We start from the raw sequence: 16,427 nt of genomic DNA, 5'->3' as shown, positions 1-16,427 counted from the left end.
CGGGCCGCCAACCCCACCTATGACCAGATTCGACGCCGACACGGACGCCGGCCGCATCGAACTCGTCGCGGACGCCATCGCCGCCCACCGCGAGCGCGACAGCGCGTTCTGCACGCTGGAAGCCGACGAGGACCGCAGCGGCGACCCCGAGCTTTTGCCGCCGTGGGTGCAGTTCGCCGACGGCACGCTCAACCTCGACTGCACCGACGAGGAACTCGACCGGCTGGCGACGGTCGTCTCCCGCTTCGGCGCGTTCACTATCGCCGAGCGCGAGACCGTCGCCGCGGACACCGCCGAGGAGGACCCCGGAACGAACGTCCGCATCGAGGCGCGCGCCGACGACGACCGCGTCGGCCAGTTCGTCGACGCCGTCTTCCAGACCGTCTACGACCTCCCCGCGGACTTCCGACTGTGGGCCGTCGAACTCTGAGCGCCACGCCGGGGGCGGCCCCAATAGGGGCCGTCAGGACTTCCAGTACGCCCGCGTCAGCAACACGAGCACGGGCAGCACTTCGAGCCGCCCAATCCACATCAGCACGACCATCGCGAGTTTCGTCGTCTCGGGGAGGAACTCGTAGAACCCCATCGGGCCGACGAGCCCGAACCCGGGACCGACGTTCCCGAGGGTCGCCGCGACCGAACTCATCACTTCCAGCGCGGTCAGCGACTGTTCGATGCGCGTGACGTCGATGGCGACGAAGACGGTGCCGGCGACGAACAGTGCGAAGTACACCGCGGTGAACGCGTAGATGCCCCGAACCGCCTTCTCGTCGAGCGCGCGCCCCCCCAGCCGGACGGGTTTGACGGCTTCGGGGTGGATGGTCACGAACAGTTCGCGTTTGAGGCTCTTGAGGATGACCAGCCAGCGCACCATCTTCACTGCGCCGCCCGTGCTGCCCGCGCTCCCGCCGAGGAAGATGGCGACGAACAGCACGTACTGGCTGGCGTTGCCCCACTCCGCGAAGTCCATGCTCGCGTACCCGGTGGTGGTGACGATGGACGTGGCCTGGAAGGCGGCGTGGCGCAGCGACGCTTCGAGGTTGCCGGCGACGGGGCCGACGGCGTCCCGGACGCCGAGCACCGGTCCCGTGAACAGGAGGCCGGCCAGCAGCGCGGTGACGGTGCCGACGACGCCGAGGTAGAAGCGGAACTCCGAGTCGCCGAACAGCGCCTCCGTGTCGCCGGTCAGCGCCTGCCAGATGAGCGCGAAGTTCGTCCCCGCCGCGAACATGAACGGCACGATGACCCACTGGACGACGCCGGAGAACGCCTCGATGGAGCGCGCCTCCGGGCTGAACCCGCCGGTCGCCATCGTCGTGAAACCGTGCGCGACGGCGTTGTACAGCCCCATGTTGGGCGCGTAGCCGGTGCGGTGGAGGCCGTACAGCAACACGATTTCGAGGAGGGTGATGCCGGCGTACGCCAGCCACAGCGCCCGCGCGGTCTCCGCGATGCGGGGCGTGAGCTTCTCGATGCTCGGACCGGGCGCTTCGGCGTCCATCAACTGCGCGCCACCCACGGAGAGTTCGGGGAGGATGGCGACCGCGAGCACGACGATACCCATGCCGCCGAGCCACTGGGTGAGCTGTCGCCACAGCAACACGGCGTGGGAGTGGGTGTCGAAGGAGATGTCGCCCATCACCGTCGCCCCCGTGGTGGTGAACCCGCTCATCGTCTCGAACAGCGCGTTCACGGGGTTGCCGAGCGTGGATCCGGGTGCGGACGCCGCCGCGACGCCCGGGACGCCGTGGGCCGCGAACAGGTACGGCAGCGCGCCGACGATGCTCGCCGCGAGCCACGTCGCCGCAACCATCAGGAACCCCTCGCGGGCGCCGAGGTCGGTCGGGTCGCCGACAGTCTCCAGCGCCGTCCCCGCAGCGAACGCGACGACGATGGTCGCGACGAACGCCGCCAGCCCGCCGTCGCCGTAGTAGAGCGCGACCGCCAGCGGCGCCAGCAACGGCACCGTCAGCCACTTCACCACTGTGCCGACGAGCGCGAGGCTGGCCCGCCAGTCGACGCGCAGATTCATCGTTCGTGCCGTCCCGCGGTCATAGTTTCGACGTTACCGCTTCGAGGGCGTCGGCCTGGACGAACGCGACGACGTGGTCGCCGGCTTCGACGACCGTGCTCCCGCGCGGGGTCACGTACTCCCCGCCGCGCGTGATGGCGCCGACGACCACGCCACCGGGCAGGTCCGCCATCACGTTCTGGATGGAGCGACCCGCGAGTACGCTGTCCTCGTCAACTTCGACCTCGACGACCTCGGCACCGCCGGGTTCGATGATGGCGACGTTCTCCGCGCGGCGCTCCCGGGTGAACCGCGTAATCTCCTCGGCGGTCACCCGGCGGGGGTTGACCGCGACGTCCACGCCAACCGTCTCGAAGAGGTCGACGTAGCGCGCCTGCTCGACGACCGCGATGGTGCGCTCGGCACCCTCGCGTTTCGCGAGCAGCGCCGCCAGCAGGCTGCGCTCGTCGCTGCCGACCGTCGCGATGACCACGTCCGCGTCCTGGATGTGCTCTCGGGAGAGGAACTCGGGGTCGGTGGCGTCGTGGGAGTACACCGTCACGGACGGCAGCAACTCCGCGAGTTCGCGGGCGCGGTCCTCGTCGAACTCGATGATGCGCACCGAAACGCCGCGCTCGACGAGCGACTCGGCAGTGAGCTGGCCGGTCGTCGACCCGCCGACGATGACGACGTCGTCGACCTTGCTGGCCACGCTGGCGGGGTCGATGACGCGCGCGAACTCGCGGACGCTGGCCGGCCGCCCGACGACGACCACGCGGGCGTTCCCCTCGATGACGGTATCTCCGCGCGGGACGCTGGCGTGGTCGGCTCCCTCCGGGATGACGGCGACGAACGTCAGTTCGTCGAAGCGGTCGGCTTCCGCGACCGTCTCCCCGGCTATCGGGCTGTCCTCGGGCACCTCGAACTCCGCCATCTGAATCGACCCGCCGGCGAACGGGTCGACGTCGCGCGCGGTCGGTAGGCCCACGACGCGGACGATGGCTTCCGCCGCCAGCAGGTCCGTACACACCATGAAATCCACGCCGAACGCGCCGTGGTGTTCGCGCCACGTGTCGAGGTAGTTCGTGTCCTCCACGCGCGCGATGGTGAACGCGTCACTGATGGTGCCAACCGTCGCGCACGTCGCGAGGTTCGTCTCGTCGTCGTCCGTGCTCGCGATGACGACGTCGGCCTTCCCGACCTCGGCTTCCCTGAGGACGTCGAGGTCAGTGCCGTCCCCAGTGACCGCGAGCACGTCCTCGGAGTAGGTCAGCGATTCGACGCGCTCCGGGTCGACGTCCACGACCACGACTTCGTGGGCGTCAGAGAGGCTGCTGGCGATACTCGACCCGACCTCGCCAGCGCCGACGACGAGGATGCGCATCAGTTCGCCACCCCTTCGTACATGCCCGGTAGGTGAATCCCCTGCGTCAATAGCGCTTCGGAACGGCCAGCGTCGTCGTACGCGCCGCACGCGCGTCGTCGGGGGTGCGAGGTTCCGGCCGCCGACAGCCGTTTGTGGCCCCCGGACCCACTCTCGAATATGAGTCTGGACCGCCGTCTCCTGATGGTCCTCGGCGTCGTCGCCGCCGTCACCGTCGTGTTCGCCTACCTCAGCTACCGCGTCGGCACCGCGCGCGTGCTCGCACAACTGCACGTCCCGCTGGAATCCCGGAACGCGCCCCGCGCGGTCAAGCGCCGTCGGTGACGATGCTGGCGACGCGCTCGCGGTCGAACAGCTGTTCGTCGGCCGGAATCTCGGGGTAGTGGTCGCCGTCCTGGTAGTCGGGCCACTCGCCGAAGACGTCGGGATAGAGCTGTTTGGCGGTCATCTCCAGTTGGAAGAGGTTCATCAGCGGGCCCTGGTAGCGCATCCCGGAGGCGTAGACGCGGTCGTTCTCGACGGCCGACAGCGTCCCGCCGGCGTCGCTGTTCCGGAGTTGCTCGCGGACCGACGCCATGTCGTAGTTCGGCGTCGCGCCCCAGAGGTGGAGGACGACGTCGGGGTCGGCGTCGAGCATCGTCTCGTAGCCGACCGACCCCCAGAGGCTCGACCAGTCCTGGTCGGCGAACGCGTCGTGGGCCCCCAGTGGACGGGTATCCGCCAGCCAGTAGCCGGGCTTGTTGAGGTGGTACGTGTAGAAGGTGCCCTGCGAGTAGGTCACGCGGACGGCGGTCGGGCGCTCCTCCGCGGGCGGGAGGTCGGCCTCGATGGTCGCGACGAGGTCGTCGTGGATCTCGCGGAGCGCCTCGAACCGCTCGCGCTCCCCGAAGACGTCGGCGACGCGGCCGAACAGCTCCCAGAGCGTGTAGTACTCGTAGTCGTCGCGGTACTGCTCGGGCGGCTGGTCGTGGGTGCCGCTGTAGAAGTTCCCGAACCACGGCCCGACGCTCTCCGCGATGTCCTCGGCGTCCCCGACCGACCAGTTGTCCTGCGTGACGAGGTACGCGGGGTCGAGGAAGTGGACGTCGCTGTCGAGGTTGTACAGCTGCTCCTCCTGGATGCCGTTTCCGAAGGGGTCCGGAAGCCCTTCCCAGTCGAAGGAGACGCCGTCGAGGCGCTCGTAGTAGTGGTTCATCGTCGTCCCCGACATCTCCGGGACGTAGATGGAGTTGACGGCGTCGCCGTGCCCGAGCGCGACGGCCATGTCGGCGTACTGCGGGAACAGGACGAACGCGCTCTCCGGCGGCCCGTCGAACGTGACGTCGCCGACCGGCGCGAGGGACGCCGTCAGCGAGGAGTCGGTCGTCGTGGGGTTCGTCGTCCCGGTGTTCGCGGTCGTGCCGTTGCCTCCGTTACCGTCGCCGTTACTGTCCCCCGAGTCGGTGCATCCCGCGAGAAGGCCGGCGGCAGCCGTTGCGCTCGCTCCCCTGAGGTACTGTCGTCGCGTGAACGGCTCACGTTTCTCGCTCATGGAATTTAGGCTGGCCTAAACAAATATAGGCGTTTGGATTCCGTCCGGACGGCTATATAGCGCTCGGTGGGAGACTTTCACAAACAGACGGCTACGCCGACCTCACAGCCGTATATATCACTCATATTATAGTTCATATAGTGGAATGTCTTCCGTTCACGTGATGGCGCAGGATTCGACGCGTCTGTCCGACCTCGTATCGCGGCGGAAATTCATCGCGACTGCCGGCGCAGCAGGCGTCGCAACGGTCGCAGGCTGTTCGAGTGGGGGCGACGGCGACGGCGACACCAGCGAGCCGACCACTGCCGACCCGAGCAGCGACCAGGAGACGACCGCCGGCGAGCAGTCCAACGAGATGGACACCAGCGTGCTGACCGCGGACGGCTCCTCGACGGTGTTCCCCATCACGAACACCGGCGCGAGCTACTGGAACTCCAACCCCGAAGCCGGCGACGGAGACTACTGGCCGACCGAGTGGGCCGACGAGTACGGCACCGACATGCGGCTCGCCGACTACTTCGCCAGCCAGTACGGCTACGAGCCCACCGGCGAACGCTCGAACCCGCCGTTCCGCGCAACCGTCGCGCTCAGCCACTCCGGCACCGGCATCGAGGGCGTCATGGAGGGCCGCGTCGACATCGGCGACTCCAGCGCCTCCGCGCAGGCGGAACTCGCCGGCAGCAACCCCTCCGAGGAGACGCTGAACAACTTCGTCGACCACGTGGTCGGCGTCGACGGCCAGCCCATCGTCGTCAGCAACGAAATCAAAGACGCCGGTGTCACCGAGATTACCATCGAGGAACTCCGCTCCATCTACCGCCAGGAGATTACGAACTGGTCGGAGCTCGGCGGCCCGGACCGCGACATCCTCGCGCTCGGCCGCGCTGAGGGCTCCGGGACCGACACCGCGTTCCGCGCGAACGTCTTCGGTGACCCGAACGCCGCCATCAGCCCCGACCAGCGGTTCGGCCAGAACCAGCAGCTCCAGCAGGCGATTACGCAGGCCGACAACGCCATCTCCTACATCGCGCTGGCGTTCGTCGAGCCCGACGGCGGCACGCCGCCGCTCGACCTCGTCATCGACGGCACCACGTACTCCTACGGCGAGAACCTCGGCGCGCAGGACTACCCGCTGTCCCGCGACCTCCACGCGTACACGTGGCAGGACACCTCCCGGAAGGAAGCCGCGTTTATCAACTTCCTGCTGAGCGACTTCGGCCAGGAGACGTTCGTCGAGTCGAACAACTACTTCCAGCTGCCCGACGACCGCCTCCAGACCCAGCGGGAGAAGGTCGCGCCGTCGAACTACGAGTAAGCCCCCGACCGCCGCGTTCGCGGTCTTCTCGACACACGATTTATTCCACATGACTCAGTTACTCGGGCGGACGCGGAAGTTGCCGACGCGGCTCCACGCGTTCGTGACCCGGCGCGTCGAAGCGACCAGGCAGTGGGCGCACAACTACCGGTCCCGGACGCAGGACGGCGCTATCGTGATGCACGTGCTCGTCTTCGCGTCCCTGCTCGCGACGTTCCTGTCGTTCCTCGCCGGCTCGGCGTGGACCGTCGTCCCCGTTCTCGCCTTCCTCGTCGTGATGGGCGTCGGCTGGTATCGCTACCAGGCCGAGGCCGCGAAGGCGTTGACGTTTCTGACGACCGTCGTGACGGTGTCGATACTCTCGCTCATCGTCGCGTTCCTCCTGATTCGGTCCGAACCCATCGTCGCGCACATGGGCCTCGACGTCCTCATGCGCGTCGAACAACCGCTGTGGACGTCCAACCAGGGCGGCGTCTACTCGCTGACGCCGATGATGGTCGGGACCGCCGTGACGACGGTCATCGCGACGCTCGTCGCCGCCCCGGTCGGCATCGCGGGCGCGGTGTTCGTCAGCGAAATCGCGCCCCGGCGCGTCCGCGAAGTGGTCAAACCCGGCATCGAGCTGATGGCCGGCATCCCCTCGATTACGTACGGGTTCATCGGGCTCACCATCCTCAACCAGTACTTCTACGCGGAGTTCCGGACGCCGACCATCGGGACGTACTTCGCGGCCGGTCTGATGATTGGCGTCATGGCGCTCCCGACGGTCGTCACCGTCGCGGAGGACGCGCTGAACGCCGTCCCCGAGTCCATCAAGAGCGGCGCGCTCGCGATGGGGTCGACGCCGTGGCAGACCACCAAGAGCGTCACCATCCCCGCGGGGCTGTCCGGCGTCTCGGCGGGCGTCCTGCTCGGCGTCGGCCGCGCGATGGGCGAGACGATGGCCGCGACCGTGATGCTCACGCACACGAAGGGGTTCCCGTCGCCGGTGTTCGACGTGTTCTCGAACTACGGCGAGACGCTCACGACCGTCATCGCCTTCGAGGGCGGGAACGCCAGCGGCCTCCACATGAGCGCGCTGTTCGCCGGCGGCATCGTGCTGTTCGTGATGGTGATGCTGTTGAGCGTCGGCTCCCAGTACGTCGAGTGGCGGATGCACCAGAAGCTCGGAGGTGAGCGCTGATGAGCAACGTTCGGCGCAACCACCTCGTCGCCGGTGACTCGGGGACGAGCACGCTCGTCTCCCGCGGCGTGCTCGCCGTGTCCGCGCTGGCGTTTCTCGCGTCGTGGCTGGTCCTCTTCCAGTGGGTCGACGAAACGGCCCCCATCGCCGGCGTCCACGTCCTGAAGCTCCTCGGCGTCGCCCTCGTCGCGGCTGGCGTCGGTCTCACTGTCGTCGGCGTCGGCTCCCGCCTCGAATACTTCGAGAGCACGCCGTCGTCGACCGCCGGCCTCCCGGTCGGCTTCGTCTTCGGCCTGCTCTGGGCGGTCGTCGGCGGCCTCGTCGCTACGCGACTACTCGGGAACGCGCTCGCGGTGTGGCTCCCCGTCGCCGCCGCGTTCGGCATCGTCGGTCTCCTCGTGTCGGTGCTCCCCCGCGAGGACGTCGGCTCGACGCTCCCCGTCGCCGCAATTCTCGTGTTGTTCGGCGGCTACGTCGCCGTCGGCGGCATCAACGCCGGCTGGACGTGGTCGCCGTCGTGGTCGTCGGCCGTGTTCCCCGGGAGCGAACTCGTGCCGCTGCTCGTCGTCTTCGGCGCGCTGCTGAGCGCGTGGAGCGCCGCGAAAGCAAGGGACGGCTTCGGCGCGGAGGGCCGCCAGGCGGGCGCGTACTACCTCGTCGGCTCGGTCGTCTTCGCCATGCTCGGCGTGCTCGCGCTCCTCGTCGCGTTCATCGTCAAGAACGGCCTCGAAACTATGCTCACGGGCACGAGCCTGACGGGCGGCCACCTCACGCTCCCGTTCGTCGGCAGCGTGCCGTGGGCGGAGTTCCCGTTCCTGCTGAACCAGACCGGCGGCCTCTTCGTCGAGGTGCCCGGCGTCCTCCCTGCCGTCATGGGGACGCTGTGGCTCGTGTTCGGCGCGGTCCTGTTCGCCGTCCCACTCGGCATCGGGGCCGCCGTCTTCCTCACCGAGTACGCCGAACGCGGCCGGTTCACGCAGGTCGTCGAAGTGGCGACCAACGGCCTCTGGAGCACCCCGAGCATCGTGTTCGGGCTGTTCGGGCTGGCGTTCCTCGTCCCGCGCATCAGCGGCGGGAACTCCATCTTCGTCGGCCAGCTCGTGCTCGGGTTCATGCTGTTGCCGCTCGTGCTCATCACGAGCCGCGAAGCCATCCTCGCGGTGCCCGACGAGCACCGCAACGCCAGCGCCGCGCTCGGCGTGACGAAGTGGGAGACCATCCGCAGCGTCGTGCTCCCGGCCGCGATGCCCGGCACCATCACCGGCGTCATCCTCGGCGTCGGTCGCATCGCCGGCGAAACCGCGCCGCTGCTGTTGGTGTTCGGCGGGTCGCCGTACCCCAGCAGCTACCCGAACGTCCTCGGGAGCTTCCAGTTCAGCACCCAGCCGCCGTTCGTCACCAACGAAGCGCTGCTGTCGCCCGCAAGCGCGCTCCCCTACCAGCTGTACTCGACGATTACTGCGGGCGTGTTCCCCAAGGAGATTTTCACCAACACCGAGTTCGGCTGGGGGACCGCGCTCGTCCTGTTGCTCGTCGTCCTCGGCCTCTACGCCATCGGCATCGGCAGCCGCCTCTACTTCCGGAGGAAGCTACACCATGAGTAACACCGAAGCAGTCCACGAACCCAGCGAGCCCGCACAGCAACTGACTACCACCGGCGAGAGCGACGAGCAGGTCCGCGAGGAGTGGACCGAGTACGAATTCGACGGCGACGCCAAACTCGCCGTCGAGGACCTCGACGTCTACTACGGCGACGAGCAAGCCCTCCAGGGTGTCTCCCTGAACGTCCCCGAGGAGAGCGTCACCGCGCTCATCGGACCCTCCGGCTGCGGGAAGTCGACGTTCCTGCGGTGTCTGAACCGCATGAACGACCGCGTGAAGAGCGCCCGCATCGAGGGCTCCGTGAAACTCGACGGCGAGGAGATTTACACCGACGGCGTCAACCTCGTGGAACTCCGCAAGCGCATCGGCATGGTGTTCCAGGAGCCCAACCCGTTCCCGAAGTCCATCCGGGACAACATCTCCTACGGCCCCCGCAAGCACGGCGACCTCGACACCGGCTTGCTCGCGCGCCTGCTCGGCCGCGACGACCGCGAGGACGAGCAGGCGCTCGTCGAGCGCGCGCTCGAGCGCGCGGCGCTGTGGGACGAGGTGAAAGACCGCCTCGACGACAACGCTCTCGGGCTCTCGGGCGGGCAGCAACAGCGCCTCTGCATCGCGCGCTGTCTCGCCGTCGACCCGGACGTCATCCTGATGGACGAACCCGCTTCGGCCCTCGACCCGATTGCGACCGCGAAAATCGAGGACCTCATCGAGGAACTCGCCGAGGACTACACGGTCGTCGTCGTCACGCACAACATGCAGCAGGCCGCCCGCATCAGCGACCAGACCGCGGTCTTCCTCACGGGCGGGGAGCTCGTGGAGTACGGCGACACCGACCAAATCTTCGAGGACCCCGAGAGCCAGCGCGTCGAGGACTACATCACCGGCAAGTTCGGGTGATTACTTTGCCACGCGAGGAGTTCCAGCAGTCCCTCGACGACCTGCGCGCCAGCGTCTCCGAGATGGGTGACCTCGTGTTGGGTCGCCTCGACGACGGCCTCGACGCGCTCGAACACGGCGACGACGACCTCGCGCGGGCCGTCATCCACGGCGACGACGAAGTCAACGAGCGCTACCTCGCCCTGGAGAGCGAGTGCATCGACCTGTTCGCGCTCCAGCAGCCCGTCGCCGGCGACCTCCGGTTCGTCGCCGCGTCGTTCAAGATTCTCACCGACCTCGAACGCGTCGGCGACCTCGCGACGAATCTCGGCCGGTACGCGCTCGCCGCCGACGACGCCCGCCGTGTAGACGTGGACGTCGTCGACGTCGGCCGGGACGCCCGCGACCTCGTCGCGGACGCCCTCGACGCGTACGCCGACAGTAACACCGACGCCTGCTACGACATCGCCGAGCGCGACGACGACGTCGACGCGCTCTGCCAGGCCGCCAGCGAGCGCGTCGTCCGCGACCTCATCGAACGCGAAGGCGGCGACGACCCCTGGCAGACCGAAGCGCTGATGGACGACGTCTCCCGGCTGCTGTTGACGATTCGGGACGTCGAACGCGTCGGCGACCACGCCGTCAACGTCGCGGCGCGCACGCTGTACGCCGTCGAGAGCGACCCGGAACTCGTCTACTGACGCCGCCGCAGGCTCTTTTCGGTTCGTCGCTGCCGCTGTCCAGCGAAGTACGCAAACAAAAGTGCGGTCGTTGCGTCGCGGTCGATGCGAGTAGCGGTGGCCGCTCCACCAATATTCGGCGCGAGGTTAGTCGCCGCCGCCGAACATGTCCCGCATCATCGGGTGCATCTCCATCATCTGCTCTTCGGCGATTTCCTCGTAGAGCTTGTACGTGATGGATATCGTCAGCAGCAGGCCCGTCCCGGTGACGTTGCCGATGGTGCCGAGCATGTTCGCCAGCACCGCCAGCAGCCCGACGAGCGCGCCGCCGAGCACGGTCACCTGCGGGATGTACCGTTCGAGGACCTTCTCGATGACCCCGAGGTTCTTCCGGAATCCGGGAATCTGCATCCCCGAATTCTGAATCTGTTTCGCGGTGGCCTTCGGCCCCATGTCCGTCGTCTCCACCCAGAAGATGGCGAAGACGGCACCGCCGACGATCATGAACGTCAGGTCGACCCCGATGCGGATCATGATCTGCCACGGCTCGATGGACGCGGGCGTCCCGCCCAGCCACCACATCCAGCTCTCGCGGTTGTACACCGGCGAGAGGTAGTAGAACAGCCCGCCGATGGCGGTGCCGTCGGAGTAGACACCCAGCCAGGCCGGGAGGTTCGTCGTCGAGTTCAGAATCTGGCCGACGAACTGGATGTTCGCCTGCAGCGCACGAACGAGAATCATCGGCAGGACGCTCGCGTAGATGAGCTTCACGGGGAACCGACCGCGCGCGCCCTTCACGCGTGCGTGGCTCAACGGAATCTCGACGCGAACGCTCTCGGCGTACACGACGGTGACGTAGATGAGCAGCGTCGTGAACAGCCCGAGGACGCCGCCCTGGATGAGCAGGAACGACAACCCGTCGACCGAGAGCAGCGGCGGGATGTTCGAGACGTTACCCAGCGCCAGCGAGATCCAGTTCGGGATGAGTCCCTGGTTCGGGAACTGTCCCTCCCAGAAGACGAACCCGCCGACGAGGCTCTGGCTCACGCCTGCCACGATGAACAGGCCGATACCGGAGCCGACGCCCCACTTCGAGATGACCTCGTCCATGAACAACAGGAGAATGCCACCGGCGGCAATCTGGGCGAACAACAGCACCTGTACGCCCAGCGAACCGACGCCGAGCGTCTGCGCGAGCGCGCTGCTGGGCTGCAGGAAGTTCCCGAAGAACACCATCGGGATGCCCGTCAGGAACACCATCACGACCACCAGCAGCTTCTGGAGGCCCTGATAGATCGCCTGGTCCCGGGGGTCGTTCGTGTCCAGCCCCAGCAGGTTCGCCCCGCCGAGCAGCTGGAGAACGATGCTCCCCGTGACGATAGGACCGATGCCGAGCTGGAGCACTGTACCCTGGCCACCGGCGAGCAGGCTCCGGAACTGACCGAAGAGGTCCTGGCTCGTGCCGGTGTCCAGCCCCCAGAGCGTGACGTTCGTCAGGAAGAAGTACAGGACGAGCACGCCGGCCGTCCAGTACATCTTGCGGCGGAACGGCACGTGTCCTTCCGGACGCTGGACTGCGGGCATCCGCGTGAGGACCGGTGCGGCAGTCTCCTTCCATCCCATGGGTTACTCCTCGCTGTCCTCGGTACCGCGCTCGGAGACGACGGCGTCGCCGCCCTCGCTCTCGATGAGTTCGACGGCACCCGCGGAGAACGCGTCCGCCGTCACTTCGAGCTGTTCGTGGACCTGTCCGCCACCGAGTACTTTCACCACGTCGGCCTCCCAGCCGTCCTCGGCGACGTCGCGGGCGTCGACGCGGTAGCCGAACTCCGTCTCCTCGGCGACCTCGTCTGCGGCGAGCAGCGCGATGTCCTCGTCCAGCTTCTGGACGGAGACCTCGCGGACGTCACGGTCGGTCTTCTCCGGGCGCTTGAAGCCGGACTTGCCGACGTCCTCGTAGTTGTGTTGCTCGTGCTTCTTGCGACCCGCCCGGCCGCGGCCACCGCGGTTCCCGGCACCGCGCCGGTTCTTGTGTGTACCGCCGCCGTGCGTGCGGGAGCCGCGCTGTCGTCGTTTCTTGCTCGTCATAGTTAGTGCATGTCGGTGAGGAGGTCGTCGATCTCCTCGGTGGTGTGTTTGCCGAGCTGGCCGCCGTCACTGACCGGCTTCTTGATGCCGTCGTGGCCGCCACGCGGCGGGTGCAGACGGAGCGCGGGTGCCAGGCCGGCGTCGCGGAGCGTCGTCTCCTCGTCGAGGAGCGCGCCCACGAAGTCGGCGACGTCGTCGTACTCGGTGTTCTCGGCGACCCACTCGTCGTCGATGTCCGCGGAGCCCGTCTCGGGCTCGCCGCGGGCTTCGATGAGGTCGGTGAGCACTTCGCGGCTCGGTTCGCCGAACGCGACGAAGTCGTTGACCTTCGCGACCATCCCTTCGTACGCGTCCGTCTCGGGGACGAGCGCGCAGTGGTTGACGCTGTGGATGTTCAGCATCTCGAACGTGTCGACGACGTCCTCGCTGATGTTGACCTCGCCGCGCAGTTGGACGACTGCCTGCATCACTCGATCACCTCACGCTGCTCGTGGGCGTGCTGAGGGACGCGGGCTTCCGCGGTCTTCCGGAGCGCGTTGAACGTCGCCTTCGCGAAGTTCACGGTCGTCCGGGTCTTCCCCGAGGAGCGCGTCCACACGTCATCGATACCTGCGAGGTCGAGGACGTGGCGCACGGTCTCGCCGCCCGCGAGGCCGAGGCCACGCGGCGCGGGAATCAGTTCGACCTCGACGCTCCCGGCCTGCCCGGTCGTCTTGAGTGCGACGGTGTGGGCGCGCCCACAGCCACACTCCCAGGACCCACAGCCGCGGGAGACGTCGATGATGTTCAGTTTCGCGACCTCGATCGCCTTCTGGATGGCGCCGCCGACCTGGTCGTCGCGGCCCTCCGCGTAGCCGACGTAGCCGTCGCGGTTGCCGACGACGACAACGCAGCGGAACTTCACGCGTCGACCGGAGTCGGTCATGCGCTGGACCATGTTGATGTCCAGCACTTCGTCGTCGAGTCCCGGCAGCAGGTTGTCGACGATCTCCGGCTCCTTGAGCGGGAGTCCGCTGTCGAGGGCGTCGGACATCGAGTCGATGTCGCCGTCCTTGACGAGGCGACCCAGGCGTGTCTTCGGTTCCCAGGTGTCGTTGTAGCTCATTCGTTGTCCTCCAAGATGGCCTCCCGCACTTCGTCGAAGTGCTCGGGAAGCTCCGTTGCGTCGAACTCGCCGCTGTACAGCGGCTCGTCGAGAGACTCAGCGTACTCCGCGACGTGTTCGCCGCGCGTCCGCGACCAGTCCGCGAAGACTGTGTCGTTGTGCGGAACGTCCAGGCCGGCGTCGATTGCGCCCTCCTGAATTGCGAACACCTTCGAACCCTGGGTCGCGGTGTTGAGGCCGATGTCGAGCACGCCCTCGTCCGCGTCAGTGTCCTGTGCGCGCACTCCGGCGAGCAGCCCCGTCAGGTACGCTGCCGGCAGGTTCCCCGTGGGAGCCTCCCAGCCGTACTCTTCGAGGTCGCTGGAGTGTGCGCTCGCGATCGTTTCGTCGCCGTCGGGGCCGGTCGCGACCAGCTGCGCCGTGACGTGCTTGTTGCTCTTCCGAGCAACGAGCCGAGGTTTCCCTGACTTCAGGAGGCGCAACCTCTGATGGTAGTCGGTCCGGACCTCGCGGCGGCGCCGCATCGGTACCTTATATCGTGGTCCTGTCGCCATTAGCTATCACCGTAGTGTTCTTCGACGTATTTCTGGAGGCGTCGGACGCTGTCGAACTCGCCACCGTTGGCCATGTTGTACAGCTTCCGGTACTGACTCTGGGTAATCGTCCCTTCGTCGCGGAGTTCCCGGAGCGTCCGCCGCTGCGCGCGAATCCGGCCCATGTACGACTGCTTCTCGTTCTCACGAGCGCCCGACTTCCCTTTGCGGGAGCCGGGACCCTTCTGGTGTCCGTAGGCCTTCTTCTCGTCGCGCTCGCGTGCGCGACCGCGCGAATTTCCGTGCTTTTCCTCTGCCGAAATCGTCCCTTCGTCGACGAGCTCGCGGATGTCCTCTCGGGTGATCGCGTCCGCGATTTCGGCCTGCGCCTCGGGGTCGAACCAGACGCGGTTCTTCCCGACGTCGAGGACGTCGGCCGCGAGTCGCTTCTGTGCGCTCAGGTCGCTCATTGGTCAACCTCCACTTCGACGTAGGTCGGATTCAGGACGCGGATGTCCGCTTCTTCGGCCTGCTCCTCGATGCGTTCGCGCTTGCGTGCGCCAACTTTCGAGGCGATGCGGGCTGCCTCCGTGTCCGGGTCGATGCCGTCGAGGTCGTCCGTGTTGTGCACGCGGACTTCCTCGAAACCGCTGGGGTGCTTGCCGCGAATCGCTTCCGGCGTCCGGAAGCCAGCCTCGACGGTGTCACCCTTGCCCTTCACGCCGCGGCGCTGCTTGGACAGCGTGCCCTTCGGGCGGCGCCACGACTTCGGGGTCCGCTTCTTCTTGTGGTAGTCCTGCCGGTTGAACTGCGGCTTGCCCTCGCGACGGCGCTTGTTCAACAAGCGCTGCTCGTCGTCGCTGAGCTCCGGCGTCTTCTCGGTGAGGCCGCGGGGACGGAGCTCCGTCTCCACTTCCTCCTCGGCTTCCGCTTCCTCGGGTGCGGCTTCCTCGACTTCGGCTTCGGTCTCCGCTTCGACTTCGAGACCGCCGACGTCGGCTTTGATACGCGCGGCGAGCGCGTTGCCGATGCCGGAGACGTCCGCGAGTTCGCTCTGGCTCGCTGCCCGCATGTCCTCGACGGTGTCGTAGCCGGCCTCGCGGAGCGCTTCCGCCTTCGAGGGGCCGACGCCCGAGATGTCTTCCAGCGTCTCTGGCGTGTCGTTGTTCTCTTCTGCCATCTATCAGGCACCTCCCTTCGTGGGTTTCTCGACGATGTACACGCCGTCCTGGAACACGCGCGTGTCCTTGTCGGTGACGCGCGTGAGCTGTTCGATGTCGGCCGCAGTCTGGCCGACGTCCTCGATACTCGGGCCGTTGAGCGTCACTTCCTCGCCATCGACAGAAACCTCGGTGTCGCCGCGAACGGGCGTCCGTCGCGGAGCCTTCTCGCCGAGGAAGTTCTGGATGACGACTTCGCCGCCCTCGACTTCCACCTGCATCGGGAAGTGAGAGTAGTGCACTTCGAGCTGGTACTCCCAGCCCTCGGTGACGCCGTGGAACATGTTCTCCACGTGGCTCTCGAAGGTACCGACCGTCGAGAGCGTCTTCGCGTCGTCGACGTCGCTGGTCACGACGACGGCGTCGTCCTCGACGGAGACGCTGACGTCCGGATACCAGAGGCGGCGCGACACGGACCCTTCGGGGCCTTCGACGGTGAGGTCGAGGTGGTCGACCTCCGCCGTCACGTCGTCCGGAATTTCGATTTCGACTCGTGCCATGATTAGTATACGTACGCGATCACTTGGCCACCGATGCCCTTCTCGCGGGCCTCGTAGTGACTCATGATGCCGTGGCTCGTCGTGACGACGAGCGCGCCGTAGTCACGGGCGGGGAGGTAGCGCTTCTCCCACTTCTCGTACCCGTCGGCTGCCACGGAGTACCGTGGGTTCACGGGGCCACACTCGTTGATGGCACCTTTCAGTTCGACCTCGAACTTGCCGGCCTTCCCGTCGTCGACGAACTCGAAGCCGTCGATGTACCCGCGGTCGTAGAAGACCTCGAGGACGGAGCCGACCATGTTGGAGGCGGGCTCTACTGTGTGCGTGAGGTGCCCGACGCTCTCGGCGTTGTCGATGCCGGAGACCGCGTCGGACAGGGGGTCGTTTGCCGTCATT

At 67.3% G+C, this 16,427-nt stretch carries 19 protein-coding genes; 7 read left to right on the top strand and 12 right to left on the bottom strand.

What is annotated here, in order from left to right:
• Positions 1 to 19 precede the first annotated feature (19 nt).
• Entirely contained in the window at positions 20 to 430 is a 411-nt protein-coding gene (locus LT974_RS12010) for a hypothetical protein (RefSeq protein ID WP_232587881.1), read from the top strand.
• Between the two features lie 33 nt (positions 431 to 463).
• Here LT974_RS12010 and LT974_RS12005 read toward each other — a convergent pair whose 3' ends face one another.
• Together LT974_RS12005 and trkA are read right to left on the bottom strand one after the other, a co-directional pair.
• Entirely contained in the window at positions 464 to 2,032 is a 1,569-nt protein-coding gene (locus tag LT974_RS12005; RefSeq protein WP_232587880.1) for a TrkH family potassium uptake protein, read from the bottom strand.
• A 19-nt stretch (positions 2,033 to 2,051) separates the two neighbouring features.
• Positions 2,052 to 3,395 carry a Trk system potassium transporter TrkA gene (gene trkA / locus LT974_RS12000; RefSeq protein WP_232587879.1) on the bottom strand — a complete coding sequence of 448 codons (1,344 nt, stop codon included), beginning with the start codon at positions 3,393 to 3,395 and terminating at the stop codon, positions 2,052 to 2,054.
• A 159-nt stretch (positions 3,396 to 3,554) separates the two neighbouring features.
• On the opposite strand from trkA, the gene LT974_RS11995 reads away from it, so the two are divergent.
• Positions 3,555 to 3,719 (top strand): hypothetical protein, encoded by a 165-nt coding sequence (locus tag LT974_RS11995; RefSeq protein WP_232587878.1) that lies wholly within the window; start codon positions 3,555 to 3,557, stop codon positions 3,717 to 3,719.
• On the opposite strand, the gene LT974_RS11990 is transcribed toward LT974_RS11995, so the two are convergent.
• Positions 3,703 to 4,926: an ABC transporter substrate-binding protein gene (locus LT974_RS11990; RefSeq protein ID WP_232587877.1), complete on the bottom strand. Its 1,224-nt coding sequence runs from the start codon at positions 4,924 to 4,926 to the stop codon at positions 3,703 to 3,705. The genes LT974_RS11995 and LT974_RS11990 overlap by 17 nt on opposite strands.
• A gap of 163 nt (positions 4,927 to 5,089) precedes the next feature.
• Here LT974_RS11990 and LT974_RS11985 point away from each other — a divergent pair, with 163 nt between their 5' ends.
• The 5 genes from LT974_RS11985 to phoU are packed head-to-tail and all read left to right on the top strand — an operon-like array spanning position 5,090 to position 10,606.
• Positions 5,090 to 6,241, top strand: a complete 1,152-nt coding sequence (locus LT974_RS11985) for a PstS family phosphate ABC transporter substrate-binding protein (RefSeq protein WP_232590257.1) — start codon at positions 5,090 to 5,092, stop codon at positions 6,239 to 6,241.
• Between the two features lie 49 nt (positions 6,242 to 6,290).
• Positions 6,291 to 7,424 (top strand): phosphate ABC transporter permease subunit PstC, encoded by a 1,134-nt coding sequence (pstC, locus tag LT974_RS11980; protein ID WP_232587876.1) that lies wholly within the window; start codon positions 6,291 to 6,293, stop codon positions 7,422 to 7,424.
• Positions 7,424 to 9,028, top strand: coding sequence for a phosphate ABC transporter permease PstA (gene pstA / locus LT974_RS11975; RefSeq protein ID WP_232587875.1), 1,605 nt, complete (start codon positions 7,424 to 7,426; stop codon positions 9,026 to 9,028). Before pstC ends, pstA begins: the two co-directional genes overlap by 1 nt.
• Positions 9,021 to 9,926, top strand: coding sequence for a phosphate ABC transporter ATP-binding protein PstB (pstB, locus tag LT974_RS11970; RefSeq protein WP_232587874.1), 906 nt, complete (start codon positions 9,021 to 9,023; stop codon positions 9,924 to 9,926). The genes pstA and pstB overlap by 8 nt, the downstream gene beginning before the upstream one ends.
• Positions 9,927 to 9,931: 5 nt before the next feature.
• Positions 9,932 to 10,606, top strand: a complete 675-nt coding sequence (gene phoU, locus LT974_RS11965; protein WP_232587873.1) for a phosphate signaling complex protein PhoU — start codon at positions 9,932 to 9,934, stop codon at positions 10,604 to 10,606.
• A gap of 126 nt (positions 10,607 to 10,732) precedes the next feature.
• Here the strand turns inward: phoU and secY are convergent, their stop codons facing one another.
• From secY to LT974_RS11920, 9 genes are read right to left on the bottom strand one after another with little or no spacing between them, the layout of a single operon-like run.
• Complete coding sequence (secY, locus tag LT974_RS11960) at positions 10,733 to 12,208, bottom strand: preprotein translocase subunit SecY (protein ID WP_232587872.1); 1,476 nt, start codon at positions 12,206 to 12,208, stop codon at positions 10,733 to 10,735.
• Positions 12,209 to 12,211: 3 nt separating this feature from the next.
• Positions 12,212 to 12,673, bottom strand: coding sequence for an uL15m family ribosomal protein (locus LT974_RS11955; protein ID WP_230889565.1), 462 nt, complete (start codon positions 12,671 to 12,673; stop codon positions 12,212 to 12,214).
• A gap of 2 nt (positions 12,674 to 12,675) precedes the next feature.
• Positions 12,676 to 13,140, bottom strand: coding sequence for a 50S ribosomal protein L30 (gene rpmD / locus LT974_RS11950; RefSeq protein WP_232587871.1), 465 nt, complete (start codon positions 13,138 to 13,140; stop codon positions 12,676 to 12,678).
• Positions 13,140 to 13,778, bottom strand: a complete 639-nt coding sequence (locus LT974_RS11945; protein ID WP_232587870.1) for a 30S ribosomal protein S5 — start codon at positions 13,776 to 13,778, stop codon at positions 13,140 to 13,142. The genes rpmD and LT974_RS11945 overlap by 1 nt, the downstream gene beginning before the upstream one ends.
• On the bottom strand, positions 13,775 to 14,332 hold the full coding sequence (locus tag LT974_RS11940; protein ID WP_232587869.1) for a 50S ribosomal protein L18: 558 nt from the start codon (positions 14,330 to 14,332) through the stop codon (positions 13,775 to 13,777). Before LT974_RS11940 ends, LT974_RS11945 begins: the two co-directional genes overlap by 4 nt.
• Positions 14,332 to 14,781 (bottom strand): 50S ribosomal protein L19e, encoded by a 450-nt coding sequence (locus LT974_RS11935; RefSeq protein ID WP_232587868.1) that lies wholly within the window; start codon positions 14,779 to 14,781, stop codon positions 14,332 to 14,334. Before LT974_RS11935 ends, LT974_RS11940 begins: the two co-directional genes overlap by 1 nt.
• A complete protein-coding gene (locus tag LT974_RS11930) occupies positions 14,778 to 15,491 on the bottom strand; it encodes a 50S ribosomal protein L32e (protein ID WP_232587867.1) in 714 nt (237 codons plus the stop codon). Before LT974_RS11930 ends, LT974_RS11935 begins: the two co-directional genes overlap by 4 nt.
• A gap of 3 nt (positions 15,492 to 15,494) precedes the next feature.
• Complete coding sequence (locus LT974_RS11925) at positions 15,495 to 16,031, bottom strand: 50S ribosomal protein L6 (protein WP_230893239.1); 537 nt, start codon at positions 16,029 to 16,031, stop codon at positions 15,495 to 15,497.
• Between the two features lie 2 nt (positions 16,032 to 16,033).
• Positions 16,034 to 16,426 carry a 30S ribosomal protein S8 gene (locus LT974_RS11920; RefSeq protein WP_058984019.1) on the bottom strand — a complete coding sequence of 131 codons (393 nt, stop codon included), beginning with the start codon at positions 16,424 to 16,426 and terminating at the stop codon, positions 16,034 to 16,036.
• Between the last annotated feature and the right edge of the window lies 1 nt (position 16,427).

This window comes from Halobacterium noricense (assembly GCF_021233435.1).
GTDB classification, from domain to species: domain Archaea; phylum Halobacteriota; class Halobacteria; order Halobacteriales; family Halobacteriaceae; genus Halobacterium; species Halobacterium noricense.
Note: the sequence above shows the minus strand (reverse complement) of the source record. Positions and strands in the feature narration are given on the sequence as shown.